This is a genomic window from Mesorhizobium sp. P2_A12 (assembly GCF_056405075.1).
The window spans coordinates 42384-68869 of record NZ_JBFUCU010000028.1; the positions used below are offsets into that span (position 1 = coordinate 42384).

The window sequence follows — 26486 nt, forward strand, 5'->3', positions numbered from 1 at the left end:
AGGCTCAAACGCCGATGTTGCGTGCGATGCTGTCCGCAGCCATGCGCTTGCGCCACTCAAGAGGCCCGGAATTGTGAATGGAGTTTCCCTCAACATCGACAGCCATGATGACAGGCATATCCTGCACTTCGAATTCATAGACTGCTTCCATGCCCAGGTCTTCGAAGGCAATGAGCCGCGCTGATTTGATCGATTTTGATATCAGGTAGGCAGCCCCACCCACTGCGATCAGATACGGTGCTTTGTGTCTTACAATCGACTCGATGGCCGCCCGTCCCCTCTCCGCTTTGCCCACCATCGCGAAAAGCCCGGTTTCGGCGAGCACCTTGTCCGTAAAATCGTCCAAGCGGCTGGAGGTTGTTGGGCCAGCCGGTCCGACGACCTCATCTCTCACGGCGCGGACGGGTCCAACGTAGTAGATAACGCGCCCCCGCAGATCGAACGGAAGTGGCTTGCCGGCGTCGATCAACTCGACGATTCGCTTGTGGGCGGCGTCCCGGCCTGTCAGCATCTTTCCGGACAGAAGAAGCGTTTCACCGCAGCGCCACGATGCCGTCTCTTCCTTCGTAAGTGCATCGAGGTTGATCCTTCGCACGCCGGCTGGACTCAATTCGTCGGTTCCAATATCGGGCCATTCGCGCAAGTCGGGCGGCTGAAGCTTGATGGGTCCAGAGCCGTCCAAGGTAAACTTCAGGTGCCGGTTGGCGGCGCATTGCGGAATGAGCGCCACAGGCTTGGATGCCGCATGGGTAGGATAAGTCGCTACCTTGACATCGACGACTGTCGTCAGGCCGCCTAGGCCCTGCGCGCCGATGCTTAGGGCATTAATTCGTTCATAAAGCTCGACCCGCAGTGCCTCCTCCTCACTTGATGGCCCCCTGGCGATCAAGTCCGCTATATCGATGGGCTGGTTCATGGCCTCCTTGGCCAGCAGCATCGCCTTTTCAGCGCTGCCACCGATACCAACGGAGATCAGTCCGGGCGGACACCACCCACTGCCAAGCGTGGAGACTGTGTCCACCACCCAATCGGAAACGGACCCGCTGGGGTTCAAGGTGGTAAAGCGTGCCTTGTTCTCTGAACCGCCGCCTTTTGCGGCAATGGTGATCTCAATCTGGTTACCTTGCACAAGGTCGACGTGGACGACCGCCGGCGTGTTGTCACGGGTGTTGACCCGTCCGGCGAGCGGATCGGCAACGATCGATGCCCGAAGGGGATTGTCAGGATCGAGATATGCCTGACGGACGCCCTCATCTACGAGGTCTGCGAAACTGACCGTTGATTTGATGCGGGCGTCCATGCCGACTTTTGCGAAGACCACCACAAGGCCGGTGTCTTGGCAGATCGGCCGCCGCCCGAAGGCTGCCATGCGGGAGTTCAGCAGAATCTGCCCGATGGCATTCTTCGCCGCCGGGCTCTGTTCGCGCGCATATGCTTGCGAAAGAGAGCGGATATAATCTGGAGGATGGTAGTACGAGATGTACTGAAGGGCGTCGGCCACGCTCCTTGTGATGTCCTTGCCGGCGATGTTCCGTGTTCTACTTCCCACCGGATCTCATCCAAATGAGCTGAGGCCGTTGACCATTTTCAGGATCTGGAAGCTCCGCACCCCGTGCTCGCCTCCTTCATATCCATAGCCGCTCTGTTTGACGCCCCCATAGGGCGTATCCGCTGAAACCCCTTTCAGGTAATTCACACTGACAGCGCCTGCTGAAAGACTGTTCGTCAGCTTTCGTTGCGTATCGGCAGCGTCCGTGAAGAAGTAAGCGGCCAGGCCATACTCAGTGGCGTTGGCTTCCTCGATGGCCTCCTCGAGCGTATCGAACGGCGCCACCGTGAGGATCGGCCCGAACGGCTCTTCATGAAGCACTCTCGCTTCCTTCGGTACGCCTGTCAGGATGGTTGGCGGCCAGTAAAAGCCCGGTCGGTCGAGGCGGGTGCCGCCAGTCTCGATGCGGGCGCCACGATCGACTGCATCCTTGGTCAGACGCTGCATGGCCTCGATTCGCCGGGCGTTTGCCATCGGTCCCATCTCTGTTGCAGGGTCGTCCGGTGGGCCGATTCTGATCTTGCGAGCCGCATCCGTCATCCGGGACAGGAATTGCTCATGAAGAGGCCGAGCGACGAGAATCCTGCTCGGCGCATTGCAGCTCTGGCCCGCGCACTCGAACTTGTATTCCGAAATTGCCGGTACGGCCTTTGCCAAGTCGGCGTCCTCGCACACAATAACCGGTGAGTGTCCCCCAAGTTCAAGGATGCAGCGTTGCAAATTATTCGCGGCGAGCGTGGCCAGCTGTTTTCCAACCGCGGTTGAACCCGTGAAAGTCACGACCTTCACGATTGGCGAACTGAGCAGATGCCGCGATATATGCACCGGAACACCGAAGACCAGATTGACCACGCCGGCTGGGATACCTGCTTGGCGCAATGATTCAACGATATGGACCGCCACGCTCGGGGTCTCTTCAGCCCCTTTGAGGATCACCGGGCAGCCTGCCGCCAGCGCGGGGGCGAACTTGCGGGCGATCAGAACGGCGGGATAGTTCCATGGCGTAAAGGCAGCAACGACACCGAGCGGCTCCGGGACGATCATCCGGTTCGGGCCCAACGGAATCGGGGCCGACAGCTCTTCGGCGTGTCTGCCGTTCCATTCGAGCGTTTCGACAGCGCGCGCGTATTCACCTGTCGCTTCGGCAATCGTCTTTCCCTGTTCAGCCGACAGGTCCCTGGCTGCTGCTTCAATCTTTGTTGCCAAGATTCTTGCGGCTGCTACCAGGATCTCGCCACGTTTTTTTGCAGGCCGCGAGGACCACGCCTTGCGGCTCCATTCCGCCGAAGCGAGGGCCTCATCCAGATCCGACACCGTCGCAGAGGCGACCGAGGCAAATACCTTCTCCGTTGCCGGATTAATCACGGGCAATGTGGCTCTGCTACCACCGGCCCGCCATTTGCCGTTGATGAAGAGTTCGTGGCTCCTGGCGTCTGACATCGCGTGCTCCACTTATGTGAATTTTTTGCCATACGAGCGTCGTTCGATGTCGAAACCGCTAAACTCGCTTGAGCCAGTTTCATCGCGAGTGTCGCGGCAGGTCAAATATCGAATATTGCCGAAAACCATCTAGAATCGAGATCGATCTGATCTTGATGGCCGCAAGAAGACATAGCCTTGCCAAATAGGGTGAAGAGTTCAGGCCGCGTCAGGTGCCGCGGCTGCCCAGGCCCGACTCTCAATTAATTCTCTGGCGACCTTGGGGATGAGCTTGCGGACTGCGGAGACGGCCGCAGAACGCTCATCTTTCGGATTTACGGCAAGCACGACGGAACGGGTGATCACCGGATCGACGATTTTGACCGTCCTCACCAGCCCTTGAGATGCCTCTTTTTGAACGGCCGAGGGGGCGAGAATAGAATGGGCTTTTCCTTCTATAACCATGTTGATGATCGTTGAGAGCGAGTCCACTTCAAACTTGACGTCCAGCGCGCAACCGTGTTGTGCGACGACGTCAGCCACAGAACGCCTGACATTGTTGTTGCGCATGGGAACGGCCAGCGGGAATGCATGCAGGTCAGCCAGAGATATCGCATCTTCGAAAGGCGGCTCACCCGACGGGACCACCAGACAAAGGTTTTCGCGCGCTAGCACCGTCATTCGCCCTACACTGTCCGCCGTGCGGTAGAGAACCGCCAGATTGAAGCGTCCAGCAGCCATCCACTCCTCTAGCGGTCCAGTCATACCCTCGACCATCTTGAGGGACACTTTGGGCAGTTCGTTTCTTACCGACTCAAGCAGCGGGCCGCTTAGGACTCGAGCAGCTCCAGACGGAATGCCAATGGTTACCTCCCCGGCAGGGGATGCGGCTGTGTTGGTCAATTCCGCCTCGGTGAGTCGAATTTCCTTGAGAATTGCCCGCGCTCGTTCGAGCAGTTTGGCTCCTGACGCCGTCACGCTCACGCCGGTCCTGTCGCGTATTAGCAGCTGAGTGCCGAAGCCTTCCTCCAACTGACGCACATGCAGGCTCAGAGCGCTCTGCGCAATATTGAGGAACGCAGCAGCCTTCGTGAAGCTGCCTGCTTCGACTACGCCGACGAAGTACTTTAACTGCCTAATTTCCATAACTTGAAGAGCCCAACTGAGGCACTTTCCTCAACTTCCCCCTATCTATCTCGAAAAGTGATGGCGAGAAAGCAATAATTGTGCCGCACTGCAGCAATCGCCGTGGCAATCCACGGCCCAGGCAAGTGGAGTACCTTGGTGTCGTGTCGTCCGAGTCTGGGCTAAATCAGCCGTTCAAACGCCCAACTCGGCTTTCGAACCCATGGCGATGATTTCACGGGCCCTCCTGATAACCGGGGCATCGACCATCTTTCCATCCAAGGCAAAAGCACCTCTACCCTCTGCCGCAGCATCCCTTTCGGCCGCGAGCACGCGCCGGGCCCACTCGAACTCCTCTGCGCTAGGCGAGAAGGCTTCATTCAGGATGGCAACTTGTGTCGGGTGAATTGCCAACGCTCCGACGAAACCGAGCCGCCTTGCCTGTATGACGACATCGCGGAACTTCTGCGTGTCCGAGAACTCCCCGATACTTCCAACGAATCCCAGAGGCAGCAGACCTCTCGCGCGGGCGGCGAACAAGACCGAAAGGCTCGGTCCCAGAAGGAGCTCCGGACCGGGCGTGCCGCCAACGGCCGCGCTGAAATCTTCCGGGCCAAGCGCCATCGCGGCCATCCGTGGATGGGCCGAAGCTATTGCCGCGAGTCTCGTCAATGCTCCCGGAGTTTCGATCTGGGCAACGAACCGAACGGTTCCCGCGTCAAGATTCCTTTCCTGCTCAAGTTCCGTAACGGCATCAGCGATTTCCATCACCCACTCGGCCGATTCCACCTTTGGTAGGACAAGGGCGTTAACGCCGGCGACGACTGCTGCTTCAAGGTCGGCAGCCAGCGCGCGCAGGCCGCGGTTTACACGGACCAAAACCGACGCACCGTTGTAACCCACTTTTGTCACCGATTCAGGAAGTTGACGCCTTGCCTCCTCCTTCCGGTCTTGCGGGACCGAGTCCTCGAGGTCGAGTATGACCGCATCTGCACCGCGGTCATACGCTGTCTCCACGAACCGGGACACGTGGGCGGGGACAAAGAGCAGGGATCTCCATCGAGGAATGGAGCTCGTGCTGTGGACGACTGGAATGGTGTCCCTGCTCACGAGCACGCTCCTTCTGTCCATTTGCGCGGGTGTTTTGGCAGTGAGTGACCTTCCTTAGGGGCCAATTGGACCGGCCAGGCCAACAGTAACGGTGGTCTCGTACATTGCGAGCGCGTCAGCGCAAAGGGACGACGGTGTCTTCACGCGGACGCAGCCCTTAGGCGTAAGCGCGCCTGGACCTCATCGCGGACAGCCTCCGTATGTGCGCCAAGTGCCGGGACAGGGCGCAACGAGGGCTTCTCGGAGTTGAAAATCGCCGCGGGCGCTATAGTCTCGACAATCCCTTCAGACGTGCGGACTTGCACTCTGCGAACATGTGGATGCTGTGAAACATCCGAAATCTCATTCAAACGACCGTATGCCAGGCCAGTCGCCTCAAGCTCCTGCATCGCTTCCTCGCTGGATAGTTCGGAAAAACGCCGTTTGACAATCTGATTGAGGCGAGCACGGCTGCCGAGCCGCTCCATATTATCGGCAAACCCGGGCTCGCGCGTGCGCTCGGGCTGCTTGAGGAATTTCTCGCAGAAGTTCACCCATTCCCGGTCGTTCTGAACCGAGAAGATGATGTCTTTGCCGTCGGCGCAACGGTAGGCACCGTAAGGGGCCAGCGACGGATGGTTCACGCCGGCGCGCACCGTCTCGTAGCTGCTATGGTCATGCTGCAGAACCGGTACGTTCATCCAGTCGGCCACAGCATCGAATAGCGAGACTTGTATGCGGGCGCCCTCACCTGTCCGCTCCCGATGAAACAGCGCCTGAAGAATGGCGCTATGTGCCGTCATGCCTGCCGAAATGTCGCAAACCGACACCCCCACCCGCGCCGGCCCGTGTTGCGTTCCCGTGATCGCACACAAACCTGTCTCGGCTTGTACGATAAGATCGTAAGCCTTCAGGTGGGAAAACGGCCCCCCCTCCCCGAAACCGGAGATGTCGCATGTGATCAGCCTTGGAAATCGTCGGCGGAGATCCGCGGAACCGAATCCCAGTTTTTCGATGCTGCCCGGCTTCAGATTCTGGATAAAGACGTCAGCGCTGGCAATGAGCGCGTCGAGGACGGCGCGATCCGGCTCCAACCTCAGGTCAAGACAGACTGACTCCTTACCCCGGTTGAGCCAGACGAAGTAAGCGCTCTGTCCCCGCACCAACTTGTCGTAGTTACGGGCAAAATCCCCTTCAGGCCTCTCAATCTTGATCACCCGGGCGCCGGCGTCAGAAAGACGAGATGATGCGTAGGGCGCCGCCACGGCCTGCTCCACCGCTACGACAGTGATCCCCTTAAGAGAGTTCTGCATGCGACACCGTGCTTTTCATCCAACGTTTTCGTTTTGAGTCCGACGACGGTTCAGCATCGCCAGCAACCGGTTTTGTTCGTTCCCAACAATTGAGAATGCCTCGTCGACACCCATTCCGGGCTTTGCAAGCATCATGTCGGCCTGGGTTGCCACCGATACGTGGACAGAAGCTTGGGCGGAGAGATCTGTCTCGGTACAGCTTCCCCCGACATACGCTCCGACCTTGTTTTCCTTGCAGAGGAGAACGGCCCGCGCCGTGTCGGCAATTGAGCCGACATCGGGCGTCTTGATTTGAACGAGATGCGTGGCCTTGGCTTCGGCGAACAGCCGAATATCCTCAAGCGTATTGCATCTCTCATCCACGACAATGCGCGCGCTGGAACCCCGGTTGTTCAAGATCGATACGATCTTGGCGTAGTTCTCAATTTGAGCCGGTGTAGAACCAAAATCCGCTGGCGACTCGATGTTGAGCGTGAAATCCGGAACGGTATCGGCGACCCTGCAGATAAAGTCGGCGATAGGCTGCGGATCAAGGCCGATTTCCCGGCCGATCCAGCCATACACGTCGAAATGCAGCACCGGCTGATAACCGGCGCGTCCGATTTGACGCGTACGCGTGGCAACCCACTTGACGAACTCCATGAAGGTCCGGCCGCCGACGCCGAATTTCTCCCGTGAGTTAATCAGGCCGTGGGGAAGCACATCCACCGCCTTTAGGATCATCTTGTCGACATTGATTTCGCGAGCATCGCCGGTCTGGCAGTAAATCGGGACCCTGCGCGTTGGCAGCGGCAAGCCAAATTCAGCACATATGACCTCTGCCATCGTCCTGCTGTGAAGATGGCCCGCTGCTCGGAGCAGTGCCTGGCTGACGCCATACTCGAGCGCGAGGGGTAGCCGCTTATGTTCGTGAGGTTCGAAAACACAGGCGCATGCTTCCAGGTACCGAGATGCATCGATATCGAGGAGCCGTGGCACCACAACCCGCGACATCAAATCCGAGATTTGAGCAGTTTGAAACAAAGGGTCGCGTCCACCAGTACCAGAATACTGAACGCTCATCATATCGCCCCAAACGACGGTGTCATCGACAAGGACAAGCCCGACACTAAGGGAAGATGCCGGAACGCGAATGGACTGGAAGTCGGGCGTGATGGGTTCGCCCACATAGACGAAACCGTCCTGCGAGGCACCGGCTCTTATAGCTGCCTGATCGTCGTAGAAAAAGGCGCCGTTTCCTGGCGCGAGGAGCACGTCTTTGATCTGCACTTCAGTTCGCTCGATTTCTGTCGGACGGCGTTGACGGGCGGATGCAGTTCGATCCGCTACCCACCAAGTATGTGCCACTTGGCATTGGGTGCGCCAATATAATGTTCCGGACAGTGCGATCGTGTTTCGAGATGGCCGGGGCTGCTTCGCTGAGCTCTGCTACTCCGACGTTTCACAGGGCACACGGGCCACCCCTTAGGATGTGTGAAGCTTCTACATATGGGCATTTTAGCCCAAGCTCTGGAGTGCGCCCCTGAGGGTGGACAGATCGGGATGTGTGGATTGACCAGCCTTCCGGGTTTTCGGAGAGAGAACCCATGGCAAAGCACCGCAGTCACAGCATCGAGTTCAAACGCCAGGTCGCGCAGGAGTTCATCGCCGGCGAGACGCTGCACGGCTTGGCTAAGCATCACGATGTCTCGCGCAACCTAATCCGCATCTGGGTCCGCAAATATGAGCAAGGCGCGTTCGACGATGATGCGCAGGCCGCCGACCTGATCCAGGAATACGAAGCCCGGATCGCAGCGCTCGAACGGTTGGTCGGTAAGCAGGCTCTGGAACTGGAGTTTCTAAAGGGGGCTCTGAGAAACGCACCGCGGCCGAGAAGCGGGACTACATCCGTCATCACCGGCCCCGCGGCATCAGCGTTGCCGAAGGATGCCGGTTAATGGGAATCGCGCGCTCCACCTACTACGACCCCCTGGAGAAGGCGGCCGACGACACCGCGATCGTCGAGGCAATGTTCTCGATCAGCGACGAGTTCGAGTTCTACGGTTATCGCCGCGTCGGCGCTGCGCTGCGTCAGCAAGGCCTCGTCGCGAACCACAAGAAGATCCGGCGCCTGATGCGCGAGCATGATCTGCAGCCCAGGATCAGGCGGCGCTTCGTGGCCACCACCGACAGCGATCATGATGGCCCGATCTTCCCCAACCTGGCCAGGGACATCGTTCCAACCGGCCCGAACCAGCTCTGGGTCTCCGACATAACCTATGTCGCGCTGCCGACCCGCTTCGTCTACGTCGCAGTCATTCTAGACGCCTGGTCGCGCATGATCGTCGGCTACGCCATTGGCCGATCGATCGATGTGCGGCTGACGATGGCAGCCTTGAAGGCGGCCATTGAACGGCGCCAGCCGCCGTCCGGCTGCATTCATCATTCCGATCGGGGCTCCCAATACGCTGCGCAGATTTACCGCGAAGCGCTTGAAACAAACGGCCTGACGGGCTCGATGGGCCGCAGAGGCAATCCTTACGACAACGCCAAGGCGGAGAGCTTCATGAAGACGCTGAAGGTCGAGGCGGTCTACCCGATGGCCTTCGAAACCTTCGACGACGTCATTGATCACCTTCCCCGCTTCATCGAGGAGGTCTACAACAAACGCAGGCTCCATTCGGCGCTCGGATATCTGAGCCCGCAGCTGATATCTGTCCACCCTCAGGGGCGCACTCCACTCGTCAGTCCAACGGAGTCAAATAGGGCACGCGGCGACGCACGGAATCGAGCTGGGCCGATCTTGCGGTGAGCCAATAAACCCAGCGTCACCCTGCTTACCTCTCGGAGGAGTATCGCGGGTCACGGCCATAGTCGCTTTTTGTGAACTTTCTACAGGGATTTAAGAGGCCGTTCTGAAAAACGTCTGGCCATGCGTTCCGTCTCACGCTTGGTTGTCGTTCAAGCGTGGACAAAGCAGAGCCGTGCCTGATGGCACAGATCAGGTTGGCCCAGGCGGCATAGCATCTTCCGTGGCTAATCGGGCCCCCGCCGCAGGTCCTTGCCGACCAGCGGTCTGCGTGAGAACGGTCACTTGGCATTCCCGGCAAGTTGCCAAGCTGTGTCACAGCCGCGCCAGCCTCCGCCATCGTTGAGCAAAGCGCGCCGTTGGTCGCAGCCGACTAAGCCGGTTCTGGTTCTGTGCGTCCAGGACATCTCACCTCCGGACCCTGTTGTCGAGCTCGACCATAAGCTACATTGCGTTAGATTCCCATCCGGAAACCTTAAAGGGGCCAATAGGTGGATACCATAAGGTTTGATCAACTGAACATCCTCGTCGGCATTCGTCCAATAGGACCTGTCGATGAGGTCGCGTTGTTCGCTTCCGAAGTTGCTGCGCTGGGACGCGCTGTTCCCAAAGTCCGTCGCCAAAGCGGTGCGGCAAGAATTATTGCCCGAACACTCCTAGGCAAACTAGGATTTTCACTGATGCCTATCTTAAAGACGCGATCTGGTGTTCCGATTTGGCCAGCCGGCATTGTCGGCTCTCTGGCCCATCACGATACAGTAGCAGCCGCCGCTATAGCAGAGAAGGATACCATCGGAGCGCTAGGTATCGACATTGAACCCAACGAACCTCTTCCAGACGGTTTAATTGAGTTGGTAACAACTTCTAGGGAGCGAAGCATGTACGACTTACGTCTGCTCCAGCAGCGAGACCTATTCGTTCTCAAGGAGGCCGTCTATAAGGCGTGTTTCCCACTATGCAATGAAATTCTCGATTTTCAGGACGTCGAGATTGACCTCAGGTCCAGCGTAGCACACGTATCGAGGGTAAATCGTACTTTTGCCATTGAACTGTGTAATTCTGAAAACGTTATCGGCTTGGCGTATTTAAGAACCTAAGAACCTGACTCGAAACTCAGTTACGCGCGGCGCGGACCCTGCGGCGCAGCATGAGGCGAATGGAGGCGATGAGCATCCATGCCTCAGCCCTGGCGATGGTCGCCTCGAAGCCCTTGGCCAACCGGCGACACCGTCCCAACCAGGCGAAAGTTCGCTCTACGACCCATCGTCGCGGCTGCACCCTCAAACCCGTTGGCCGGTCGGAGCGTTTGATGATTTCGACGGTCACGTGCCCAGATCGGCCAGAGCCTGCGTCAGTTTTTCTCCGGCATAGCCGCCAGGCAATGGCCGCGTTCGCCACATGCTGGTCGAGAGCGCCTGGACGTATCGACATCCTCCCCGGATCGGCAAAGCGAAGCTGTACCGGCTGGAGCAGGCGCCGCCGAAAGTCCGTGAGATCGCATGGAAGGCTCAAGCCCGCCTGACGACCCGCTATCGAAAGCTGGTCGGGCGAGGCAAGCGAACGACGGTGGTCTGCACGGCGATCGCCCGCGAACTAGTCGGCTTCATGTGGGCCGTCGCCAGGGAGGCACGCTCCACCTGATCGCTCGCCGCGGCAGTGTACACCTCGCGCATGGGCGGAGGCGGGACCACGGCAGGGGAATGCCCGTCAGACGCTTTGTGGCCGGCAAATTGACCGACGCCCGCAGTAAGATAGGAACAGCCCCGGACGCGCAATCGGGAATGCGGTAGCCAACCCGCGCATCAGAGCTTGATCACCGACGTCCTTCAGTTCCGCCTCCTCCCATACGCGATCATCAGCACGACGGCCGCTCCTCGGATCGGATGATTTTGTGCGCCCACAGCGTTGACAGCGGACATCAGAGCGGTGTTTTCAGGCCACGGCCTTGAGCTCAAGCTTGTCGATGTAGACCCAAGGTAGGAGATCGTCGATCTGGCTGTTGGGGTGGCCGTTGACGATCCTGGTGAGGACGTCAACGAGATAGCCGAGCGGTTCGACACCATTGAACTTGCCGGTTTATGCCGACCGCCGAACTATGCCGAGCGCCTCTTCCGATCATGGCGGTATGAAGCGCTTTGCCCGCCATTTCGACCAAGAACCGGTCGTTGGCACTCGGCATAGTTCTCATGCTCAAAGGGCGTTCAGGAACTCAAGAAGCCGGTCGTTTGGTCGAAATCGTCCGGCCTTTACGCGTTCGTATGGCTTCAGCTTGGCAAGTGCGGAGCTCAAGATGTGCGTGAAGATAGGTCAGCGTCGTTTCCATCGCCTCATGGCCCAGCCATAGGGCGATGACCGAACAATCGACGCCCGCCTGCAGCAGCTCCATGGCAGCGCTGTGCCTCAAAACATGGGGCTGGCGACACCCGCTTCGAGCGGAGGGTGACGCAGTGTTCGCGAGCCTTGGCGACATATTTGTTCAGCAGCGCCTGCACGCCGTCGGCGCTCAGCTTGCCGCCGTGCGTGTTCGGAAAGAGAGCCGTTGCGCCCCGATTGCTGGGCTCGTTGAGCCAGCCCCGAAGGGCTTGCTGTGCAACCTTGGTGAGCGGCGTACTTCGCTCCTTGCGGCCCTTGCCAACGCATCGCACGTGGGCACCGTGCCCCAGCATCACCGTGTCCCGGTCGAGATCGATGATCTCCGAGACCCGCAACCCCGTTTGCGCTGCCAGCAAAGCAGAGTGTGATCACGCCGTCCCAGCCACGTGCTGCGGCCGCGATGGCCGGACAGATCGGCGAAGCGAGCTAACGACCGCAGCATTATGCCAGAGGTCTCGAGCGAGAATCCAAGGCGACGTCGCTCCACAAGATAGGCGTCGATCCGCGCCTGCATGGTCAGCGACCGGCTCATGCCACACTCCCCGGCCACGGCATAGCGACCGCCGCGAGCCGCTGAAGGTCGACCTTCGTGTAGATCATGGAGGTGTCGATGCTCCGATGGCGCAGGATATCGGCGATCTGCTTCATGGGCACACCAGCGTTCAGCATGCGGCTGGCGACGCTGTGCCGGAGGATATGAACGCGTGTCTGAGACCAGCCGCAACGTTTGTAGGCGGCGAAAACGGCGCGCCTTACAACGTCTTTTTAGATCGGCAGGTCATAGGGCGCGACGTGGCGTACGAATATTGCGCGGTTCGTGCTCGGTGGACGTTCATGCCGCAGATACGCAGCGATCGCGTCACCCGTCTCGGGCGGCAAGGGAAGGACGTCGAAACGCCGGCCTTTGACCGGGAAATGCGGATCGTACCCTGCCGCCAATCGATGTCGCCGAGCTGCAGTTGCACAACCTCACTGGTTCGGAGCCCAAGATCGGTCAGGCACCGGACCATGGCGTTGGCCCTGTGGCCCGACGGGAAATCCTTGTCGAATGAAGCGAGCAGAATCTCAATCTGCGTGTCGGAAAGCACATCCGGCAAGCTGCTCAGTCGCCAGCATGCAACGCGAGGGATTGCGCCGAGTAGATGCTGAACGTCGTCGCCCATCATCTGCCGAAACCGGAGATAGCAGCTGATCGCACCCCCAACAATGCGAATGGTGGCGGTCGTCCGCCCTGCAGTTCGCCGAGGATGAAGCGTCTCACACGCGCCGGCTCAAGGCCGGCGATAGAGATCTCCCCTTCCCGACACTGTTCCTCAAGAAAGCGTCGAAGAATCCGCTCGCGCCTCGCTCGTGTGCTGACGGCTAACCCGCCGACATCGCGCCTGTAGGCCCGGAATGCCGCCAATTCCCCGCCATGTGTGATGTGTGCGGTAGCTGCGGGAATGGCGCCTCGGCACTCAGCACTGCAAGCAAATGCGTGATGGCCGCCCTGAGTTCGTGCGGCAAGCGACGGGCCGGATAAGGGCAGTCACAGACGGGAAGATGCTCGCTGATAAACCGAACTCGCGCGGCTTCGCCTATGGACTCTAACGCGAGCCGTTCGGTCGAGATCCAGTGGACGAAATGGGCAATGCAGCACAGATAAACACGTGCGGTGCTGGGCGCATAGCGGGCACGGCCCAGGTGCTCAAGATAGCGCTCCGAGAATGGCCCCAACGGGCTGTTCTCAAGCCACTGACGGGGCGCCGGCTGCAGCTTGATTTGGTTCATGACGATCTCCTCTACGGTTGGCGCGCAGAGGAGATCAGGATTATGTAAACCTACGGTCGCCCGGCCTGCTGGGGGATGCCCGGCATCCGCTCGCATCCCGAACGTCGCGCACACAAACTGCGCATAATCCGGGCCTGAGCATAATTGCGGTTGAGCGCGATCGGACGAACCGATCGTTCGACGGTGTTGCTGTCGATCTCGATGCGGCCGTCGTCAAGGAAGCGCGAGAGGCCTTCCCAGCGTGAGAGCGTGTAGCGGATTGCCTCGGCGAGCTTTGTCTTCTGGCTGATCAGCCCGAGCTTTTCGCGAAGCCATGGTTCGAGTTCGACGACGATCGGGCGGCTTTTGTCCTGACGCATCGCGCGGCGCTCGTTGGCCGATCGGCCACGGATGTCATCCTCGATCTTGTAGAGTTCGGCGATCCGTCTCAGCGCATCGCTGGCGATTGGCGCGGGACCGGCTGCTGCCAGTTCATAAAAGCGCCAAAGCCTCGCGCAAGGTCAATGGGGGACGCGCCGCTTCCTCCAGCAGCGTATCGAGCTGATTCCGGATCGCGGTCAGCTTCAGCCGGTCGAGTATTGCGACCAACATCTCGTGATTCATACCATTCTCGGTATGCCCATTCGGCGACTTACAATGCCCGGATCGAATTTACCACTGTCCGCCTCGACACGGCGTCCAAGCTCGGCCATGACATCCGGCAGGAATGGTTCTACGCGGCGCAATAGCAGGTTGAAATTCAGGAAAAGCTGTTCAGCTGTCGACAGTAACGTTCCATCTCCGCGCACCATCGTTTGCGCGACATGGACTCGCTTGTCGTCAAGGTCGGCTATCCAAGTAGTGAGACGCAAATCGTCCCCGCGCATCGCTTCTTTGGTGTAAGCGACCCGCGCTTCGGCGACGACGAGGCCAGAGATCACAGAGCCATCGGGACCTAGACGTATCGCAGGGCCGAGCCGTAAATCCGCAGCTGTACTGAACGCTCCCAGATAATGAACCATATTCATGTGCCCATATCCATCGATAAGGTCGTCGGTCACCATTATTGCGAATTTTCGGGTCGAATCCATTTGTTTGCCCAATCCCGTGTGAACTTAGCAGATTACAGTGCCGCCATGATAACTTTATGATACGTTAGTGGGCAGCTTCTCATTAGTCCGATCTGTGCACGCAGGACATTGAATTCAGACCGTTTATGTTCAAGTCGCCTCGCCACAAAAATGTAAACCGCATGTATCTCTAGGAATAATCGCACTAAGTACTGCAATTCTTCAGCTTAAAAGGAATACGCCACCATCCGCTATTACAATCTGTGCGGTTATGTAGGACGCGCCTGCCGCGAGATACACTATGAGTTCCGCATATTCTTCAGGCTGCCCTATACGCTGAAGCGGAACAGTGGTTCGCGCACGCTCCTCGGCGCCCCCCCCCCAAGAGCATTCCCAAGGAGAATTTACCGCTCCGGGAGCAATTCCGTTGACCCTCACCCGAGGTGCCAAAGCCTTAGCCAAATGTCTTGTCAATTGAACCAGCCCGGCCTTGGCGCAAGCATACGCGGTACTGCTAGTGCCGTTGCACGCGAATGCGCCTGTGGATACCGTATTCACTACGGCGCCATGGCTCTCGATGAGAGCGGTACGGGCAGCCTTAGTCATCCAGAACGCACTCAATAAATTAACGTCCAGCATCTTCTGCCAGAAGGCGGGTGTAAGAGCATCAAAATCATCTACAGGGATTGGCGATCTCGTACCGGGCGCTCCAGCGTTGTTAACTAGATAATCAAGACCGCCGAGCACTTCCAAGGCAGATGAGACAACTTGTGCCGCGGACTCTGGTTGGCTGACATCTCCCGGCACGCTGTAAACATCAAGACCTTCGCCCTTTAGTCTTGCGACTTCAGTGATCAGCTTTTCGTTTGTGCGCAAGTCATTTATCGCGACACTAGCGCCAGATCTTGCCAGTTTTGTCGCTGTGGCAAGCCCGATACCAGAAGCCGCTCCTGTTACGATAGCCCTTTTATTTTGCAAATCAAACCGTACCATACCGTCCTCCTAAGGCCGTATATACTAATGCGGGTGAGTGTTATTGCGCCATTAGATTTTCGCACGCTCCGTGCCTTTGGGTGCCTTTTCGCTGCGAACAAAGGCAAGGATCTTGTGGGCGCGCAAACCACGATTTACGCGCACCAAAACACCTTTGCCACGGATTCGGGAAGCTGCCGCCGTACGTCGCATTCCTGATACTGGGGAAGGCGTCCTCATGCCCAAATTCAAGCCATACGGCACCGCGCTCATGGGCCGTCTGCACAAAGCGCTGAACGTGCGCGGGAACGAAGAGCAGGTACCTCCAGCTTGGTACAGACATCATACTTTCAACGGCCGGAGAGGTTTCCTTGGTCATTAAGTCGTCTCTGCGGTCGATTTTAGCCAGGGCGGTGGCAGTGAACCTGCTGGACTCCCGACGCGCTGAGAAAGTGGCGAGCGAATTCAGCGCGTTGTGTCCAAACATTATGCTTCGGTTAGAATTGTTGCCAATATAATGTCCCGAACGGACTCATCTCTCTTTGAGATAGGGCGACAGCGGGCACTTGGCTTCCCATTTTACGAACATTGCGCAGGACGCAGCCTATTTTCATTCCTGCCTTCATAATAGAAGGATCAGGGTTCGACAGCGTCGGGCGCACCCCGCGCGAACAGATGAGTAGGTCATGAGCGGGAACGGACCTCCTCGCGGTTGACGAATGGTTGGGAAGCTTCCTCAGCGATCACTCGCTCTTACGATCGCGTTCGGCAAACCCCTGTGAAGTTGCGGGCTTTGTGAAGGGGCAGACCCCTTAGCTGTGAGCGAGGCCGGATCGACAACATGGCTTTCGATCCCCTCGGTCTCAAGCGCGCGATGGATCCAGAAGCCGTCGAGCCCGGCTTCCTAAATGACGATGATCGGAAAGCATTTCCCGGTCCGCGCCTTTTTCCTGAGTTCTGCAAACCGCGCCAGCAGGCCGGCGATGTCGCCGGTCGCCACCGCATGTTTCGACATCTTCGCGCCGACGCCCGGCGACAGAGAGGTGATCAGCCACTTCGAGCGCAAGAGTTCCAAAGAGACGAAGATTGCGCCAAGTTAGGTGCGGATAGTGGCCGGCACTTCGGATCGGTTTGCTGCTGCAACGTGCACGCTTGCCTCCAGGGTAAGGTGTTGTTTGATGCAACCTCACGTTGCCACAGCGCAGGTCGCTATCCACCCGTCTCATAGGATCTAAACAACGCCAAGGCCGAGAGCTTCTTGAAGACGCTAAAGGTCGCAGCCGTCTATCCGACGGCATTCGAAACCTTCGACGACGTCACTGAACACCTTCCCCGTTTCATCGAGAACGCCTACAGCACCGCAGATCCATTTCGGCGCTCGGTTACCTGTATCCATGAACACCAGGGACAGATCAGTGAACAGATCGCGGGGGCGATCGAACAGCTGTTCCTCGATCAGATCCTTCACGCACCTTGGACAGGCCTCCTTCGGCTCGTTCTTCGATCTCCTCGCCCAGCCAGGGCATCGCCCGGTAAAGGTGATGCAGCTGAAGGCCCTCGATGCCGTCGATCTTGTAATCGGCCATCCAGTTCTCGCAGGCCCGATCTGACCCCGACACGAACAGACGGTGCAGGACGCTGACGAACACCGACCGCTCGACGGCGAACTCAAAGCCGCGGATTTTCAGCAGATCGCCCAGAACCTCTGCGATCCCCAGCCGCTCCCACAGACGGCTGAACAACAGCGGCCCGCCGATGCGCACCGCGCTCAGCACGCCGAAGAGGGTTTCCGACGCAGCACGTTGCTGCAGTTGTTTTTGAGCGGGCAGCGCCTGCGGCCGCAGGAATGGCATCTTGCGCTGGATCCAATGGATTGCCAGGAAAAACGGGCAACCCATCCCAGAAAGAGGGGAAAATGCACACGTGATTGGGCCAATCCATGGCCCAGTTCGCTGCCTCTGACCCGATGTCAGGCTATCAAGTCTGGTCGTCGACTTCTTTCAGATGTGTTTGCAAGCCGGTGCAGATGGTCGCCGGCATCAACAACGATGATTTGACCAGTAATGTTTGATGCTTGCGTCAGGAAGAACAGCGCAGCCTCGGACATCTGTTCCGGTGTGCCTGCCTGGCGTAGAGGCGTACGCTGTGCCTCGTCTTCTTTCATCTTGTTGTATTCAATTTCGCCAATGCCATTTAGCATCCAACGGGTTTGGATGAAGCCGGGGCAAATGGTGTTCACCCGAACGGCAGGGCTGAGCCAGCGTGCGAGTGTTAAGGTAAGAGTGTTCAAGGCGCCCTTAGACAGCGCATAGGGCACTGAGCTGCCCTCGCCAGTAAGCGCGGCATTGCTGGACACATTTACGATCGCTCCGCGTTCTTCGCTTTCCTCCCATAGTCTCTTCATGGCCGGAAACACAGCACGGCTCATCATGAAAGCGCCGGTGGCGTTCACCCGAAATATGCGGTCGAAATCTTCTGGTGTGACATCGTCAAGATCCCCGCCTTTTTGAAACTTTGTGGTGGCAGCGTTATTGATAAGGCCGTCGATGCGTCCCCATTTGCTCAGAGTCTCGGCGACCAGTTTGCGGCAATCTGCGTCTTGCCCCACGTCGGCCCGCACAACGATCGCTTCAACACCTTGCGCTTTAACTCTGGCATAAGTCTCACCGGCTTCCTTCTTGCTTCTATTATAGTTGATCGTGACGTTCCACCCTCGCGTTGCGAGATCGATGGCGCAAGTCGCGCCCATGCCGGTTGCAGATCCCGTCACAATTGCCACTTTGTTCATGATGTTTCCTTTATAATGATTAAAATTTCTCTACGAAGCATTCGGCACAGCTCAGAGTAGCTTGTGGTATGCGGTTCGGGCAGCGCCCCTCTTTCGTGATTTCTTAGCTTCTTGCTGAGATTTCATTAACTTCTCGAGTGGGCCGCGAGAAACATGATGAACTTGAAGCGAAGACAACATTAGGTGCGAACAGACTCAAGCGTCATCCGGCATATGGTTGTGATGTCGTAGATAGGGAGCCCTGTCATACGTCGGATTGCCGGCGTTATCGGCGGGAATCCAGTGCACGTGAACAGTAGCGCAGCGATGTCCGGATGTGCGACGCGGAGCCGCGCGACACAAGCTGCCACGTCATTTTCGATGTCGGCGATAGCGGTCGGTTGCGGCGGACGCATGCAGGCGTTTTCCAACATCTTACCGCCTTCGATGCCGCCGATGACGATCCGGTCCCGGTCGGCCTGATCACTGAGCCCAAGCAAATCATCTCGAAACACTCGTGAATCAGCTGTGACAACAGCGAGTTTGGCTTTTGGGGGCAATTGGCGGAGCAGCACCGGCACTAAGAGCAGGCTGGACATTACTACCGGGACACTTACCGCCGCAGCCACCGCCGCCTGATGCCGAACAGCAGAGCCGCAGTCCGAACTGATTACGACTGCGCCTCGCTCCACCAGCCTCCGGGCTGCTGTCACAAAAGCAGGCTCGAGCGCGGGTTCGCCCTGCATGACAACATCCGCCCAGGCTCCCTCGACGGTTTCCGATATCACGGGAAAGTCGAAAGTAGCTGAATTAAACAGCGAGCCCGACGGCGGCACCGGCGGCGTCACGCTAGGCGATAAGCCAGGTTCCAAGCCCAGAATTCCAAGGCAGCTTCCCTTTTGCGACGTCATTCTGGCCTCCATGAGGTGTCAGTCCGCTATCATCGTTCGCTGCATGGGATACGAGAGGGCGTCATCCGCGCTTTCTTAGGCCGAGCATTGCCCGTGCCTCGGCAGGTGTGGCGACGCTGGCGCCCATGCGCTCGATGATCCCAACCGCATTGTCAACGAGCTCGGCATTGGATGCCAGCACCCCACGTCGGAGATAAATGTTATCTTCCAAACCTACCCGGACGTGTCCGCCCATGGCCACCAACTGCCCAATCACCGGCATCTCATCTGCACCACAGCCAAACCCACCCCAGACTGCCCCGGAAGGCAGAATCTCACGCATCGCCTGCACAGCGCTCGGCACCGCGGGAGCACCATAACCTGTGCTGAGGCAAAATTGGAAAAGGGGCGGACCGTCAATTATGCTTTCGGAGATGAGTTTCTTAGCGATTTCAATGTGGCCTAGATCGAAGCATTCGAGCTCGGGCTTAACACCAGCGTCGCGCATAAGTGTCGCCATCTCTCGCAGATCGGACATACGCGCAATAAAAATTCGCTCCCCAAAAGCCATCGTTCCGCAATCTAGGGTGCTAAGCTCTGGCTGAAGTTTGACTGCGTGGGAGCAGCGTCCAATAGCGTTCCTAAGTGTGCTAGTCTTCCCAATTTTTAAAGGGTCCAGAGAATCAATTTCAAGTTCACCATCCATTCCACAGGTTAAGTTGATGATAACGTCCGTCGCAGCGTCCCTAAGCTTCTTAACAACCTGTTCATAGAGCTCAATTCGGTTTGATGGGGCCCCCGTGTCAGGCTCACGGACGTGAATGTGTACAATCGCAGCCCCAGCCTTTGCAGCGTCCAGTGCAGCCTCCGCGATTTGCGATGGCGTCTTGGGGATATTTGGATGCTTCGCAAGAACCGCGGAACTCCCTCCGGTGACGGCACACGTGACAATGACTTTCCGCGACATCAGAAACTCCCACGTCGGTATCGTCTTGTTTAGTCTGGCGCCAAGCACTCGGTGGCGGCGCCGAGTGGTCATACTAGCGAAGGATAGGGGCGGCGGCCGATCGTTGAATCTGGTGGATTTTTCATGCGCATCACGTATTCGTCAAATATTGATTGTCGCCGCCGACCATCTGGAAGCCAGATGACTGTGTGTGGTCGCTGGTCGGAGAGCTGGGTGTCGGGGTCTTCCCCTGCGACGAGGCGCGCTAGAGCATCTGAATGCGAAATGGTTCGAATCCATAACATGCGCAGCACTCGCAGAAACTGCGGTCCACCTGTGAACTTTAATAGGTTATCCATTCGGTCCCGACCGGGAAGCTGAGCTGTCAAGGTTCAGCGATTCTCGGAGAACCAAATGCACATCCATAAGAATGCCCACCTGACGTTGCGGTCGAGAGGAGATGGTCCGCGGTGTCGCGGACGGGGAAAATCCCGCAAAAACCGGTAGCTTACGCCACCCTGTCCCAGCGTAGCGCCAGCCCCGGCCTCTTAGCCCAGTGCAACTCCGACTACCGCCATCACAATCCAAAGACCTACAATCGGCGAGAGCAACCAGCGCGCTTCAGGAAGACTTTTATCTATTAAATCCTCTCAAGGGGTGCTTGAATGGGACCCTTGGGGTTGAGCAACGGGCGAGCCAACCGCTTGTTCCGCCTCAAAACAAAAATGCCTGCGCGTCCCGCCGCGTGGGGCCGCCCGCTTACCGTCCCCGCGCCAGGAGGCCTACGTGCGGGGTATCTCAACGCGCTCGGTTGGCGATGGGCGCGAGCGGCGTCTCCAAGAGCCAGGTGAGCCGGCTCTGCGAGGAGATTGACGGCAAGGTGAAGGCCTTCCTTGAGCGGCCGATCGAGGGTGACTTGCCGTATTTGTGGATCGATGCGACCTACCTGAAGGTGCGCCGCGGCGGCCGTATCCTGTCGGTCGCCGTCATCATTGCCGTCGGCGTCAACAGTGACGGCCGGCGCGAGGTTCTGGGCATGGAGATCGGCACCTCGGAGGCCGAACCTATCTGGACTGAGTACGCAACTTAACCATCAAGACGATTCGGGAAAGGTGCCTAGACGCATCGCATACACTCGAGGCGCACTCTTTTGCACGAGCAAGATATCCTCCTGACCCGCAAGCGTTTCGACTTCGGCGCCGTCCGCTGTCCGACAATGTCGGATACGCGACTTAGCTGAGCCAAATCTATCCCTTTGCCTCGAAACGGTTCTCTTTTGGCATGGCGTATGCGTGCTCATCGGCAAACCACGTCATGGACTCGACAGTTACCCAAGCCAAGGAGCAACAGTATGTGCGGCATCTGTGGATGGATTGATTTCGATCGTGACCTAGGAAGTCCCGACGCGCGACGGGAGCTTGCCAACATGACGTCCACCATGGCCCATCGTGGTCCGGACGATGAGGGGATTTGGATCGACGGGCCTGTGGCACTGGGACACCGCCGCTTGGCGATCATCGACATCCAAGGCGGTCGCCAACCAATGACGCACCAGGAGGACGGCCGACTGACGTTGGTGCTCATCTACACTGGCGAGACCTACAACTACCGCGAGCTGCGTCAACGGCTTGCCGCTCTGGGCCATCGGTTTGACACGAGCAGTGACACCGAGGTGGTGCTGCGCGCCCACCACGAATGGGGCCACCGCGACCCCCGCAGTGCCGTGACCGAACTCAACGGGATGTTTGCCTACGCAGTCTGGGACACCGCCAAGCGCGAACTGCTTCTCATACGCGACCGGCTCGGTATCAAGCCGCTTTACTACTACCCCACCGAGCAAGGAGTTTTATTCGGCTCCGAACCAAAGGCGATCCTCGCCAATAGTCTGGCGGAACCGGTCATGGACGCCGACGGGCTTCGTCGCACCCTGTCCTTCATATCCGACCCGGGCAGTACCGTGTTCCGCGGCATGCGTGAGGTACGGCCCGGCCACATTGTCCGCGTGACCCGCGATGGAATCGAGGAGATGAGCTACTGGCATCTCAGCGACAGCGAGCACACCGATGACGTGCCTACCACCGTTCGGCGTGTCCGCGAGTTGCTCGAGGACACGATCCAGCGGCAGCTCATCGCCGACGTGCCGCTGTGCACACTATTGTCAGGCGGGCTTGATTCCTCGGCTATGACCGCACTGGCCGCGCGGTTCAGCGACGAACGGATCCGGTCCTTCGCCGTCGACTTCGCCGGCTATACGGATAACTTTATCCCCCGCCCCTGGCACCCCACACCCGACGGGCCGTACGTGCACGAGGTCGCGAAATACGTGGGTACCGACCACACGGACATCACTTTGTCCGCGCACGAACTCATGGACCCAAACGTGCGGGCTGCCACCCTCCACGCCCGCGACCTGCCGTTGACCTTCGGCAACATAGATAGCTCGCTCTACCTGCTGTTCGGGGCCATCAGGCAACACTCGACGGTGGCTCTGTCTGGGGAGGCAGCGGACGAGCTTTTCGGCGGCTACCTTTGCTTCCACGATCCCGCGGACGTTCAGCGCGACACGTTTCCCTGGATCGAAGACAGCGACGATATCGTACGGCGGTCCCTAGACCCCGGCCTGGTCCAAAAACTCGACCTCCCCGGCTACCTCGACGAGCAATACCGCAGGGCACTTACGGAAGTGCCGACCCTGACCGGGCCGGCCTCGGCCGATCCGCACGAGCGTCGCATGCGCGAGGTCTGCTATCTCTTTCTAACGCGTTTTCTGCCGACGGTGCTCGACCGCAAGGACCGGATGAGCATGGCCTTGAGTCTTGAGGTGCGGGTTCCTTACTGCGACCACCGCCTCGTTGAGTACGTGTTCGGCGCCCCATGGGCGCACAAGACTTTCGACGGGCGCGAGAAGAGCCTGCTGCGGGCCGCCACCGCGGACCTGCTCCCGCAATCCGTGGTGCAGCGAGTGAAGAGCGCGTATCCAGAGATCCAGGATGCTGCCTATGACAGAATGCTGCGCACGCGTTTCACTGCTCTGCTGAATGACCGCAATGCAGCAGTGGCGCCCCTGTTGTCCCTCGACCGGTCCCGCGCGTTGCTCGACGCGACCGACAACCTCAGGAGGCTAGAGTGTATCCTGGCCCTGCAAGATTTCCTGACGGATTACAACGTGAGTCTCACGATCTGAGACTACAGAAGACGCAAAATGATAGAAAAGGGGCGTTGGTGCACGGATCGTTTATTGGTGTGGGTTCAGGCAAGCGGCAACGGCAGTAGCGGAGCTGATGCCTTTCAAAACGCAGCCGCGGGCCAAACACAAGGCCCAGCGTCAAGGTGATCTGACGTCGGGGCCTTGGTTGCGCTCACCTATCGCTCGGCGGTGGACGACCCGATGCTGTTTGGAAAATCCAGTACGCTCGGAGCCTACTTCGGGCTTACGTCCCAAAAAATGTAAGCCGGTGAGACCGATCGAGAGGTGGTGTCAGCAAGGTCGGCGACGCCATGGTGCGAACCGTGCGCGGCGACAATCAAGGTGAGTCTCACCTTGTTTGGGATCTTCCGCATATTTGGTGCAGGTGCCGGGATTCACGGGCGGTGCGAATGAGTCCATAGAGTCGGAATCGCAGTCGACGCCGGTGATTCGCCCGTGCTCCATGCCTTCCGCTCGCTGGTCTCCCCCGAGCTTTCGATTGTCCAAATTCTCCCACAGGCCGACAAGGTGGTGCTTGTAGCCCGGCCGAAGGCGACAGAATCGTGCTGTCCCTCCTGCGGCTGCCGAACCGGCCGCGTCCACAGTCACTACATGCGCCGGGTGGCTGATCTGCCGTGGCAGGGACGGGTTGTCGAAATCCGGCTTCACGCCAGGCGGTTCCGTTGCGCCGATCCGCAATGCCATCAGCGGATCTTTACGGAACGGTTGCCGGAAACGGTGCAGCCGAAAGCGAGACGCACCGCCCGCCTCGGCGAGCGCCAGTTGGTGATCGGCTTCGCGATCGGCGGTGAACCCGGCTCGCGCCTGTCGCGCAAACTCGCCATGCCGGTAAGCGGCGACACGCTGCTGCGGATGATCCGCGCAGCCGGGTTCGAGCCGCCGGACGCGCCGCGGGTGGTCGGCATCGTCGACTGGGCCTGGCGCAAGGGGCAGCGCTACGGAACGATCATCTGCGATCTGGAACGCAACCGCGTCCTCGATCTGTTGCCGGACCGAAATGCCAACACGGTCGCGTGATGGCTGAAACGTCATCCGGGCATCGAAGTCATCGCTCGCGATCGCGCTGGCGTTTATGCTGACGGCGCCCGTCGCGGTGCTCCCGATGCAACGCAGGTCGCCGACCGCTGGCATCTTCTCCAGAACCTGGGCGAAGCGTTGCGTCTGGCCCTCGGCCGCCATCGCAAAGCGGTCAGTGCCGCCCACGCGATGGTGAGCGCTCATTTCATTTGATCGTGAGCAGTGATTTCACGCGATCATGAGCGGCCGCTTCGACCGACCTGTTCATTGATTCAGGTGTTTGCGGCTGCGTCAAGAGCATGGGCGCGAGCGTTGTGTTTTCGCATGCTTTCTCCGGTGAGTTGAAGGCGGTGAGCGTTGTGAACGAGGCGATCCAGGATCGCATCACCGAGCGTGGGATTGCCGACAACATCGTGCCAGTGTTCCACGGGGATTTGGCTGGTGACGATTGTGGATGCACGGCCGTGGCGATCGTCGAGGATTTCCAGCAGGTCGCGGCGCTCGGCGGCGTTGAGAACCGACAGGCCCCAGTCGTCAAGGATGAGGAGTTGAACGCGCCCGAGCGTCTTGAGCAGGCGGCCATAGCGCCCGTCGCCGCGCGCCAGCGCGAGCGCCTCGAAGAGACGCGGGACGCGATGATAGAGCACCGATCGATTGTCGCGGCAGGCTTTGTGGCCAAGGGCGCAGGCGAGCCAACTCTTGCCCAGGCCGGTTGCGCCCGTGACCAGCAAATTCTCGTGGCGGTCGATCCAGTCGCCGCCGACGAGCCTGGCGAAGACGGCCCGGTCGATGCCGCGCGGCGTGCGCAAATCGACATCTTCTACGCATGCGCTCTGGCGCAGCGCGGCGAATTTGAGGCGCGTCGTGAGCCGTTTGGTGTCGCGCTCGGCGGCTTCGCGATCGACAAGAAGCCCGATGCGCTCCTCGAACGACAAGGCATCGAGATCCGGTGATCGTCGCTGCTCCTCGAAGGCCTTGGCCATTCCGGTCAAGCCGAGTGCGATCAGCCGTTCATGGGTGGGATGGGCGAGCATTGAGAACTCCATGGTTCAGTGGAAATAGCCCTGACCGCGGATGTTGCCGTGGCGCAGGGGTTGGTGGTCAGGCGTCTCGTCGAGGAAAGCGCGATCAAGGCCGTGCGCAGGCCTGGGAGAAGGGCGCGGCCGCGCCACTGCAGATGCCTATGTGCCGCTCTTCTTCGCACCGGGCGAGGCCTACCAGTTCGACTGGAGCCACGAGATCGTTCTCCTGGGCGGCGTGACGGTGACCGTGAAGGTCGCTCATGTCCGGCTCTGCCACAGCTGCATGATGTTCGTGCGCGCCTATCCGCGCGAGAGCCAGGAGATGGTGTTCGACGCGCACGATCGGGCGTTTGCCTTCTTCCGGGGTGCCTGCACGCGCGGCATCTACGACAACATGAAGACGGCGGTGAAAACGGTCTTCGTCGGCAAGGACCGGCAATACAACCGCCGCTTCCAGCAGATTTGCAGCCATTATCTGGTGGAGCCCGTCGCCTGCACGCCGGCCTCCGGCTGGGAGAAGGGCCAGGTCGAGAACCAAGTCGGGCTGGAGCGCGAGCGCTTCTTCACGCCGCGGCTGCGCTTCAAGAGCTATGAGGAGCTGAACGCCAAGGCGCACCGGCACCCCGAACAGGGCGAGCGGACGATCTGGGAGGTGTAAAAGTTTAAACTTTATCTGACAGACGGTGTCCTAGCTGAAGCTGAGCCCCCGAGGCCGGGCGCAGTGGTCAGGGTTCGCAGCGCCCGGCCTCGGCGTTAGAAAGGAAACTGACATGACCAAGGACCAAAAGATCATCCGCGCCAAGGTGGGGCTGCTGGAGCTGCCCAAACAGCTCGGCAATGTCAGCCATGCCTGCAAGATGATGGGCTATTCGCGCGACAGCTTCGTAAGCGATGCACCAAGGCACCTTTCCCGAAGTCGCCTGATGCGTGTATGGCGGTCAGCCGTTGGTCGGCGCGCTGGCGATCACTGCGGATTATCATAACGGGTGACATAGTGGAGTTCGCGGAGGGCGGGGATGACAAGGGCGATGTCTTTGTATGCCTCGTGCTCGATGAAGTGCGCGGTCTCGGGCCCGGCTTGGGTTTGCCGAAGACAGGCCGCCCCTTTTTTTCGACGCAGTAGATCAGGATCGGCAGCAGCAGGCCGTGGTTGGGGTTCTTGAGGTCGAGTAGCCGTTTCCAGCGTTTG

At 59.1% G+C, this 26486-nt stretch carries 23 protein-coding genes and 10 pseudogenes; 9 read left to right on the forward strand and 24 right to left on the reverse strand.

From position 1 onward, the window contains the following. Positions 1-4: 4 nt before the first annotated feature. The 6 genes from AC1DZU_RS32400 to AC1DZU_RS32425 form a co-directional block, all read right to left on the reverse strand. A complete protein-coding gene (locus AC1DZU_RS32400; RefSeq protein WP_477291094.1) occupies positions 5-1549 on the reverse strand; it encodes a fumarate hydratase in 1545 nt (514 codons plus the stop codon). Positions 1550-1555: 6 nt separating this feature from the next. Then, entirely contained in the window at positions 1556-2989 is a 1434-nt protein-coding gene (locus AC1DZU_RS32405) for an NAD-dependent succinate-semialdehyde dehydrogenase (protein WP_477291096.1), read from the reverse strand. Between the two features lie 198 nt (positions 2990-3187). Further along, positions 3188-4114 (reverse strand): LysR family transcriptional regulator, encoded by a 927-nt coding sequence (locus tag AC1DZU_RS32410; RefSeq protein WP_477291098.1) that lies wholly within the window; start codon positions 4112-4114, stop codon positions 3188-3190. A gap of 174 nt (positions 4115-4288) precedes the next feature. After that, positions 4289-5203 carry an HpcH/HpaI aldolase/citrate lyase family protein gene (locus tag AC1DZU_RS32415; RefSeq protein WP_477291100.1) on the reverse strand — a complete coding sequence of 305 codons (915 nt, stop codon included), beginning with the start codon at positions 5201-5203 and terminating at the stop codon, positions 4289-4291. Between the two features lie 140 nt (positions 5204-5343). Beyond that, positions 5344-6495: a CaiB/BaiF CoA transferase family protein gene (locus tag AC1DZU_RS32420; RefSeq protein WP_477291102.1), complete on the reverse strand. Its 1152-nt coding sequence runs from the start codon at positions 6493-6495 to the stop codon at positions 5344-5346. Between the two features lie 15 nt (positions 6496-6510). Next, entirely contained in the window at positions 6511-7764 is a 1254-nt protein-coding gene (locus AC1DZU_RS32425) for a methylaspartate ammonia-lyase (RefSeq protein WP_477291104.1), read from the reverse strand. Between the two features lie 317 nt (positions 7765-8081). Between AC1DZU_RS32425 and AC1DZU_RS32430 the strand changes: the two genes are divergently transcribed. The 3 genes from AC1DZU_RS32430 to AC1DZU_RS32440 all read left to right on the forward strand — a co-directional run bounded on the left by AC1DZU_RS32430 (position 8082) and on the right by AC1DZU_RS32440 (position 10380). After that, complete coding sequence (locus tag AC1DZU_RS32430; RefSeq protein WP_095809480.1) at positions 8082-8432, forward strand: transposase; 351 nt, start codon at positions 8082-8084, stop codon at positions 8430-8432. Beyond that, positions 8405-9286: an IS3 family transposase gene (locus AC1DZU_RS32435; protein WP_477291144.1), complete on the forward strand. Its 882-nt coding sequence runs from the start codon at positions 8405-8407 to the stop codon at positions 9284-9286. The genes AC1DZU_RS32430 and AC1DZU_RS32435 overlap by 28 nt, the downstream gene beginning before the upstream one ends. Positions 9287-9774: 488 nt before the next feature. Next, on the forward strand, positions 9775-10380 hold the full coding sequence (locus AC1DZU_RS32440) for a 4'-phosphopantetheinyl transferase family protein (protein ID WP_477291106.1): 606 nt from the start codon (positions 9775-9777) through the stop codon (positions 10378-10380). 16 nt (positions 10381-10396) lie between these two features. Here AC1DZU_RS32440 and AC1DZU_RS32445 read toward each other — a convergent pair. Further along, a pseudogene (locus AC1DZU_RS32445) lies at positions 10397-10659 on the reverse strand (transposase); the annotation flags it as partial. 1 nt (position 10660) lies between these two features. Here AC1DZU_RS32445 and AC1DZU_RS32450 point away from each other — a divergent pair. After that, a pseudogene (locus AC1DZU_RS32450) lies at positions 10661-10924 on the forward strand (IS110 family transposase); the annotation flags it as partial. A 291-nt stretch (positions 10925-11215) separates the two neighbouring features. On the opposite strand, the pseudogene AC1DZU_RS32455 reads toward AC1DZU_RS32450, so the two are convergent. The 15 genes and pseudogenes from AC1DZU_RS32455 to AC1DZU_RS32525 form a co-directional block, all read right to left on the reverse strand. After that, positions 11216-11359 (reverse strand): annotated as a pseudogene (locus tag AC1DZU_RS32455) (transposase domain-containing protein); the annotation flags it as partial. A 133-nt stretch (positions 11360-11492) separates the two neighbouring features. Next, a complete protein-coding gene (locus tag AC1DZU_RS32460) occupies positions 11493-11669 on the reverse strand; it encodes a hypothetical protein (protein WP_477291108.1) in 177 nt (58 codons plus the stop codon). Next, a complete protein-coding gene (locus AC1DZU_RS32465) occupies positions 11611-11991 on the reverse strand; it encodes a tyrosine-type recombinase/integrase (RefSeq protein ID WP_477291110.1) in 381 nt (126 codons plus the stop codon). The genes AC1DZU_RS32460 and AC1DZU_RS32465 overlap by 59 nt, the downstream gene beginning before the upstream one ends. A gap of 193 nt (positions 11992-12184) precedes the next feature. Further along, a pseudogene (locus AC1DZU_RS32470) lies at positions 12185-12400 on the reverse strand (tyrosine-type recombinase/integrase); the annotation flags it as partial. Between the two features lie 8 nt (positions 12401-12408). Beyond that, positions 12409-12822, reverse strand: coding sequence for a tyrosine-type recombinase/integrase (locus AC1DZU_RS32475; protein WP_477291112.1), 414 nt, complete (start codon positions 12820-12822; stop codon positions 12409-12411). Between the two features lie 196 nt (positions 12823-13018). Beyond that, positions 13019-13426, reverse strand: a complete 408-nt coding sequence (locus AC1DZU_RS32480; RefSeq protein WP_477291114.1) for a hypothetical protein — start codon at positions 13424-13426, stop codon at positions 13019-13021. Between the two features lie 137 nt (positions 13427-13563). After that, positions 13564-13908: pseudogene (locus tag AC1DZU_RS32485) on the reverse strand (IS66 family transposase); the annotation flags it as partial. After that, positions 13898-14029 carry a hypothetical protein gene (locus tag AC1DZU_RS32490; protein WP_477291116.1) on the reverse strand — a complete coding sequence of 44 codons (132 nt, stop codon included), beginning with the start codon at positions 14027-14029 and terminating at the stop codon, positions 13898-13900. The pseudogene AC1DZU_RS32485 and the gene AC1DZU_RS32490, both read right to left, overlap by 11 nt. After that, positions 14026-14496: an acyl-CoA thioesterase gene (locus AC1DZU_RS32495; protein WP_477291118.1), complete on the reverse strand. Its 471-nt coding sequence runs from the start codon at positions 14494-14496 to the stop codon at positions 14026-14028. The genes AC1DZU_RS32490 and AC1DZU_RS32495 overlap by 4 nt, the downstream gene beginning before the upstream one ends. A 201-nt stretch (positions 14497-14697) precedes the next feature. Continuing rightward, positions 14698-15468 carry an SDR family NAD(P)-dependent oxidoreductase gene (locus AC1DZU_RS32500; protein WP_477291120.1) on the reverse strand — a complete coding sequence of 257 codons (771 nt, stop codon included), beginning with the start codon at positions 15466-15468 and terminating at the stop codon, positions 14698-14700. Between the two features lie 799 nt (positions 15469-16267). Then, a pseudogene (locus AC1DZU_RS32505) lies at positions 16268-16534 on the reverse strand (IS110 family transposase); the annotation flags it as partial. Between the two features lie 325 nt (positions 16535-16859). After that, a complete protein-coding gene (locus tag AC1DZU_RS32510; protein WP_477291122.1) occupies positions 16860-17300 on the reverse strand; it encodes a hypothetical protein in 441 nt (146 codons plus the stop codon). Positions 17301-17416: 116 nt separating this feature from the next. Then, positions 17417-18235, reverse strand: a complete 819-nt coding sequence (locus AC1DZU_RS32515) for an SDR family NAD(P)-dependent oxidoreductase (RefSeq protein WP_477291124.1) — start codon at positions 18233-18235, stop codon at positions 17417-17419. A 179-nt stretch (positions 18236-18414) separates the two neighbouring features. Then, on the reverse strand, positions 18415-19125 hold the full coding sequence (locus tag AC1DZU_RS32520; protein WP_477291126.1) for an aspartate/glutamate racemase family protein: 711 nt from the start codon (positions 19123-19125) through the stop codon (positions 18415-18417). Positions 19126-19186: 61 nt separating this feature from the next. After that, entirely contained in the window at positions 19187-20071 is an 885-nt protein-coding gene (locus tag AC1DZU_RS32525) for a beta-keto acid cleavage family enzyme (RefSeq protein ID WP_477291128.1), read from the reverse strand. A gap of 753 nt (positions 20072-20824) precedes the next feature. Here AC1DZU_RS32525 and AC1DZU_RS32530 point away from each other — a divergent pair. The 3 genes and pseudogenes from AC1DZU_RS32530 to AC1DZU_RS32540 form a co-directional block, all read left to right on the forward strand. Beyond that, positions 20825-21131: pseudogene (locus tag AC1DZU_RS32530) on the forward strand (transposase); the annotation flags it as partial. A gap of 270 nt (positions 21132-21401) precedes the next feature. Next, positions 21402-23234 carry an asparagine synthase (glutamine-hydrolyzing) gene (asnB, locus tag AC1DZU_RS32535; protein ID WP_477291130.1) on the forward strand — a complete coding sequence of 611 codons (1833 nt, stop codon included), beginning with the start codon at positions 21402-21404 and terminating at the stop codon, positions 23232-23234. 459 nt (positions 23235-23693) lie between these two features. Continuing rightward, positions 23694-24275 (forward strand): transposase family protein, encoded by a 582-nt coding sequence (locus AC1DZU_RS32540; RefSeq protein ID WP_477291132.1) that lies wholly within the window; start codon positions 23694-23696, stop codon positions 24273-24275. Positions 24276-24547: 272 nt separating this feature from the next. On the opposite strand, the gene istB is transcribed toward AC1DZU_RS32540, so the two are convergent. Next, positions 24548-25309 (reverse strand): IS21-like element helper ATPase IstB, encoded by a 762-nt coding sequence (gene istB, locus AC1DZU_RS32545; RefSeq protein ID WP_477291134.1) that lies wholly within the window; start codon positions 25307-25309, stop codon positions 24548-24550. A 130-nt stretch (positions 25310-25439) separates the two neighbouring features. On the opposite strand from istB, the pseudogene istA reads away from it, so the two are divergent. Together istA and AC1DZU_RS32555 are read left to right on the forward strand one after the other, a co-directional pair. Continuing rightward, positions 25440-25952: pseudogene (istA, locus tag AC1DZU_RS32550) on the forward strand (IS21 family transposase); the annotation flags it as partial. A 115-nt stretch (positions 25953-26067) separates the two neighbouring features. After that, positions 26068-26181: pseudogene (locus AC1DZU_RS32555) on the forward strand (IS481 family transposase); the annotation flags it as partial. Between the two features lie 80 nt (positions 26182-26261). On the opposite strand, the pseudogene AC1DZU_RS32560 reads toward AC1DZU_RS32555, so the two are convergent. Next, positions 26262-26486 (reverse strand): annotated as a pseudogene (locus AC1DZU_RS32560) (hypothetical protein); the annotation flags it as partial.

What these genes read in the sequence shown, in the direction of transcription:
- AC1DZU_RS32405 (WP_477291096.1), bottom strand. Translation starts at nt 2,989, where the DNA reads ATGTCAGACGCCAGGAGCCACGAACTCTTCATCAACGGCAAATGGCGG.
- AC1DZU_RS32410 (WP_477291098.1), bottom strand. Translation starts at nt 4,114, where the DNA reads ATGGAAATTAGGCAGTTAAAGTACTTCGTCGGCGTAGTCGAAGCAGGC.
- AC1DZU_RS32420 (WP_477291102.1), bottom strand. Translation starts at nt 6,495, where the DNA reads ATGCAGAACTCTCTTAAGGGGATCACTGTCGTAGCGGTGGAGCAGGCC.
- AC1DZU_RS32430 (WP_095809480.1), top strand. Translation starts at nt 8,082, where the DNA reads ATGGCAAAGCACCGCAGTCACAGCATCGAGTTCAAACGCCAGGTCGCG.
- AC1DZU_RS32460 (WP_477291108.1), bottom strand. Translation starts at nt 11,669, where the DNA reads ATGGAGCTGCTGCAGGCGGGCGTCGATTGTTCGGTCATCGCCCTATGG.
- AC1DZU_RS32475 (WP_477291112.1), bottom strand. Translation starts at nt 12,822, where the DNA reads ATGATGGGCGACGACGTTCAGCATCTACTCGGCGCAATCCCTCGCGTT.
- AC1DZU_RS32480 (WP_477291114.1), bottom strand. Translation starts at nt 13,426, where the DNA reads ATGAACCAAATCAAGCTGCAGCCGGCGCCCCGTCAGTGGCTTGAGAAC.
- AC1DZU_RS32490 (WP_477291116.1), bottom strand. Translation starts at nt 14,029, where the DNA reads ATGAATCACGAGATGTTGGTCGCAATACTCGACCGGCTGAAGCTGACC.
- AC1DZU_RS32495 (WP_477291118.1), bottom strand. Translation starts at nt 14,496, where the DNA reads ATGGATTCGACCCGAAAATTCGCAATAATGGTGACCGACGACCTTATC.
- AC1DZU_RS32500 (WP_477291120.1), bottom strand. Translation starts at nt 15,468, where the DNA reads ATGGTACGGTTTGATTTGCAAAATAAAAGGGCTATCGTAACAGGAGCG.
- AC1DZU_RS32510 (WP_477291122.1), bottom strand. Translation starts at nt 17,300, where the DNA reads ATGCCATTCCTGCGGCCGCAGGCGCTGCCCGCTCAAAAACAACTGCAG.
- AC1DZU_RS32515 (WP_477291124.1), bottom strand. Translation starts at nt 18,235, where the DNA reads ATGAACAAAGTGGCAATTGTGACGGGATCTGCAACCGGCATGGGCGCG.
- AC1DZU_RS32520 (WP_477291126.1), bottom strand. Translation starts at nt 19,125, where the DNA reads ATGACGTCGCAAAAGGGAAGCTGCCTTGGAATTCTGGGCTTGGAACCT.
- AC1DZU_RS32525 (WP_477291128.1), bottom strand. Translation starts at nt 20,071, where the DNA reads ATGTCGCGGAAAGTCATTGTCACGTGTGCCGTCACCGGAGGGAGTTCC.
- asnB (WP_477291130.1), top strand. Translation starts at nt 21,402, where the DNA reads ATGTGCGGCATCTGTGGATGGATTGATTTCGATCGTGACCTAGGAAGT.
- istB (WP_477291134.1), bottom strand. Translation starts at nt 25,309, where the DNA reads ATGCTCGCCCATCCCACCCATGAACGGCTGATCGCACTCGGCTTGACC.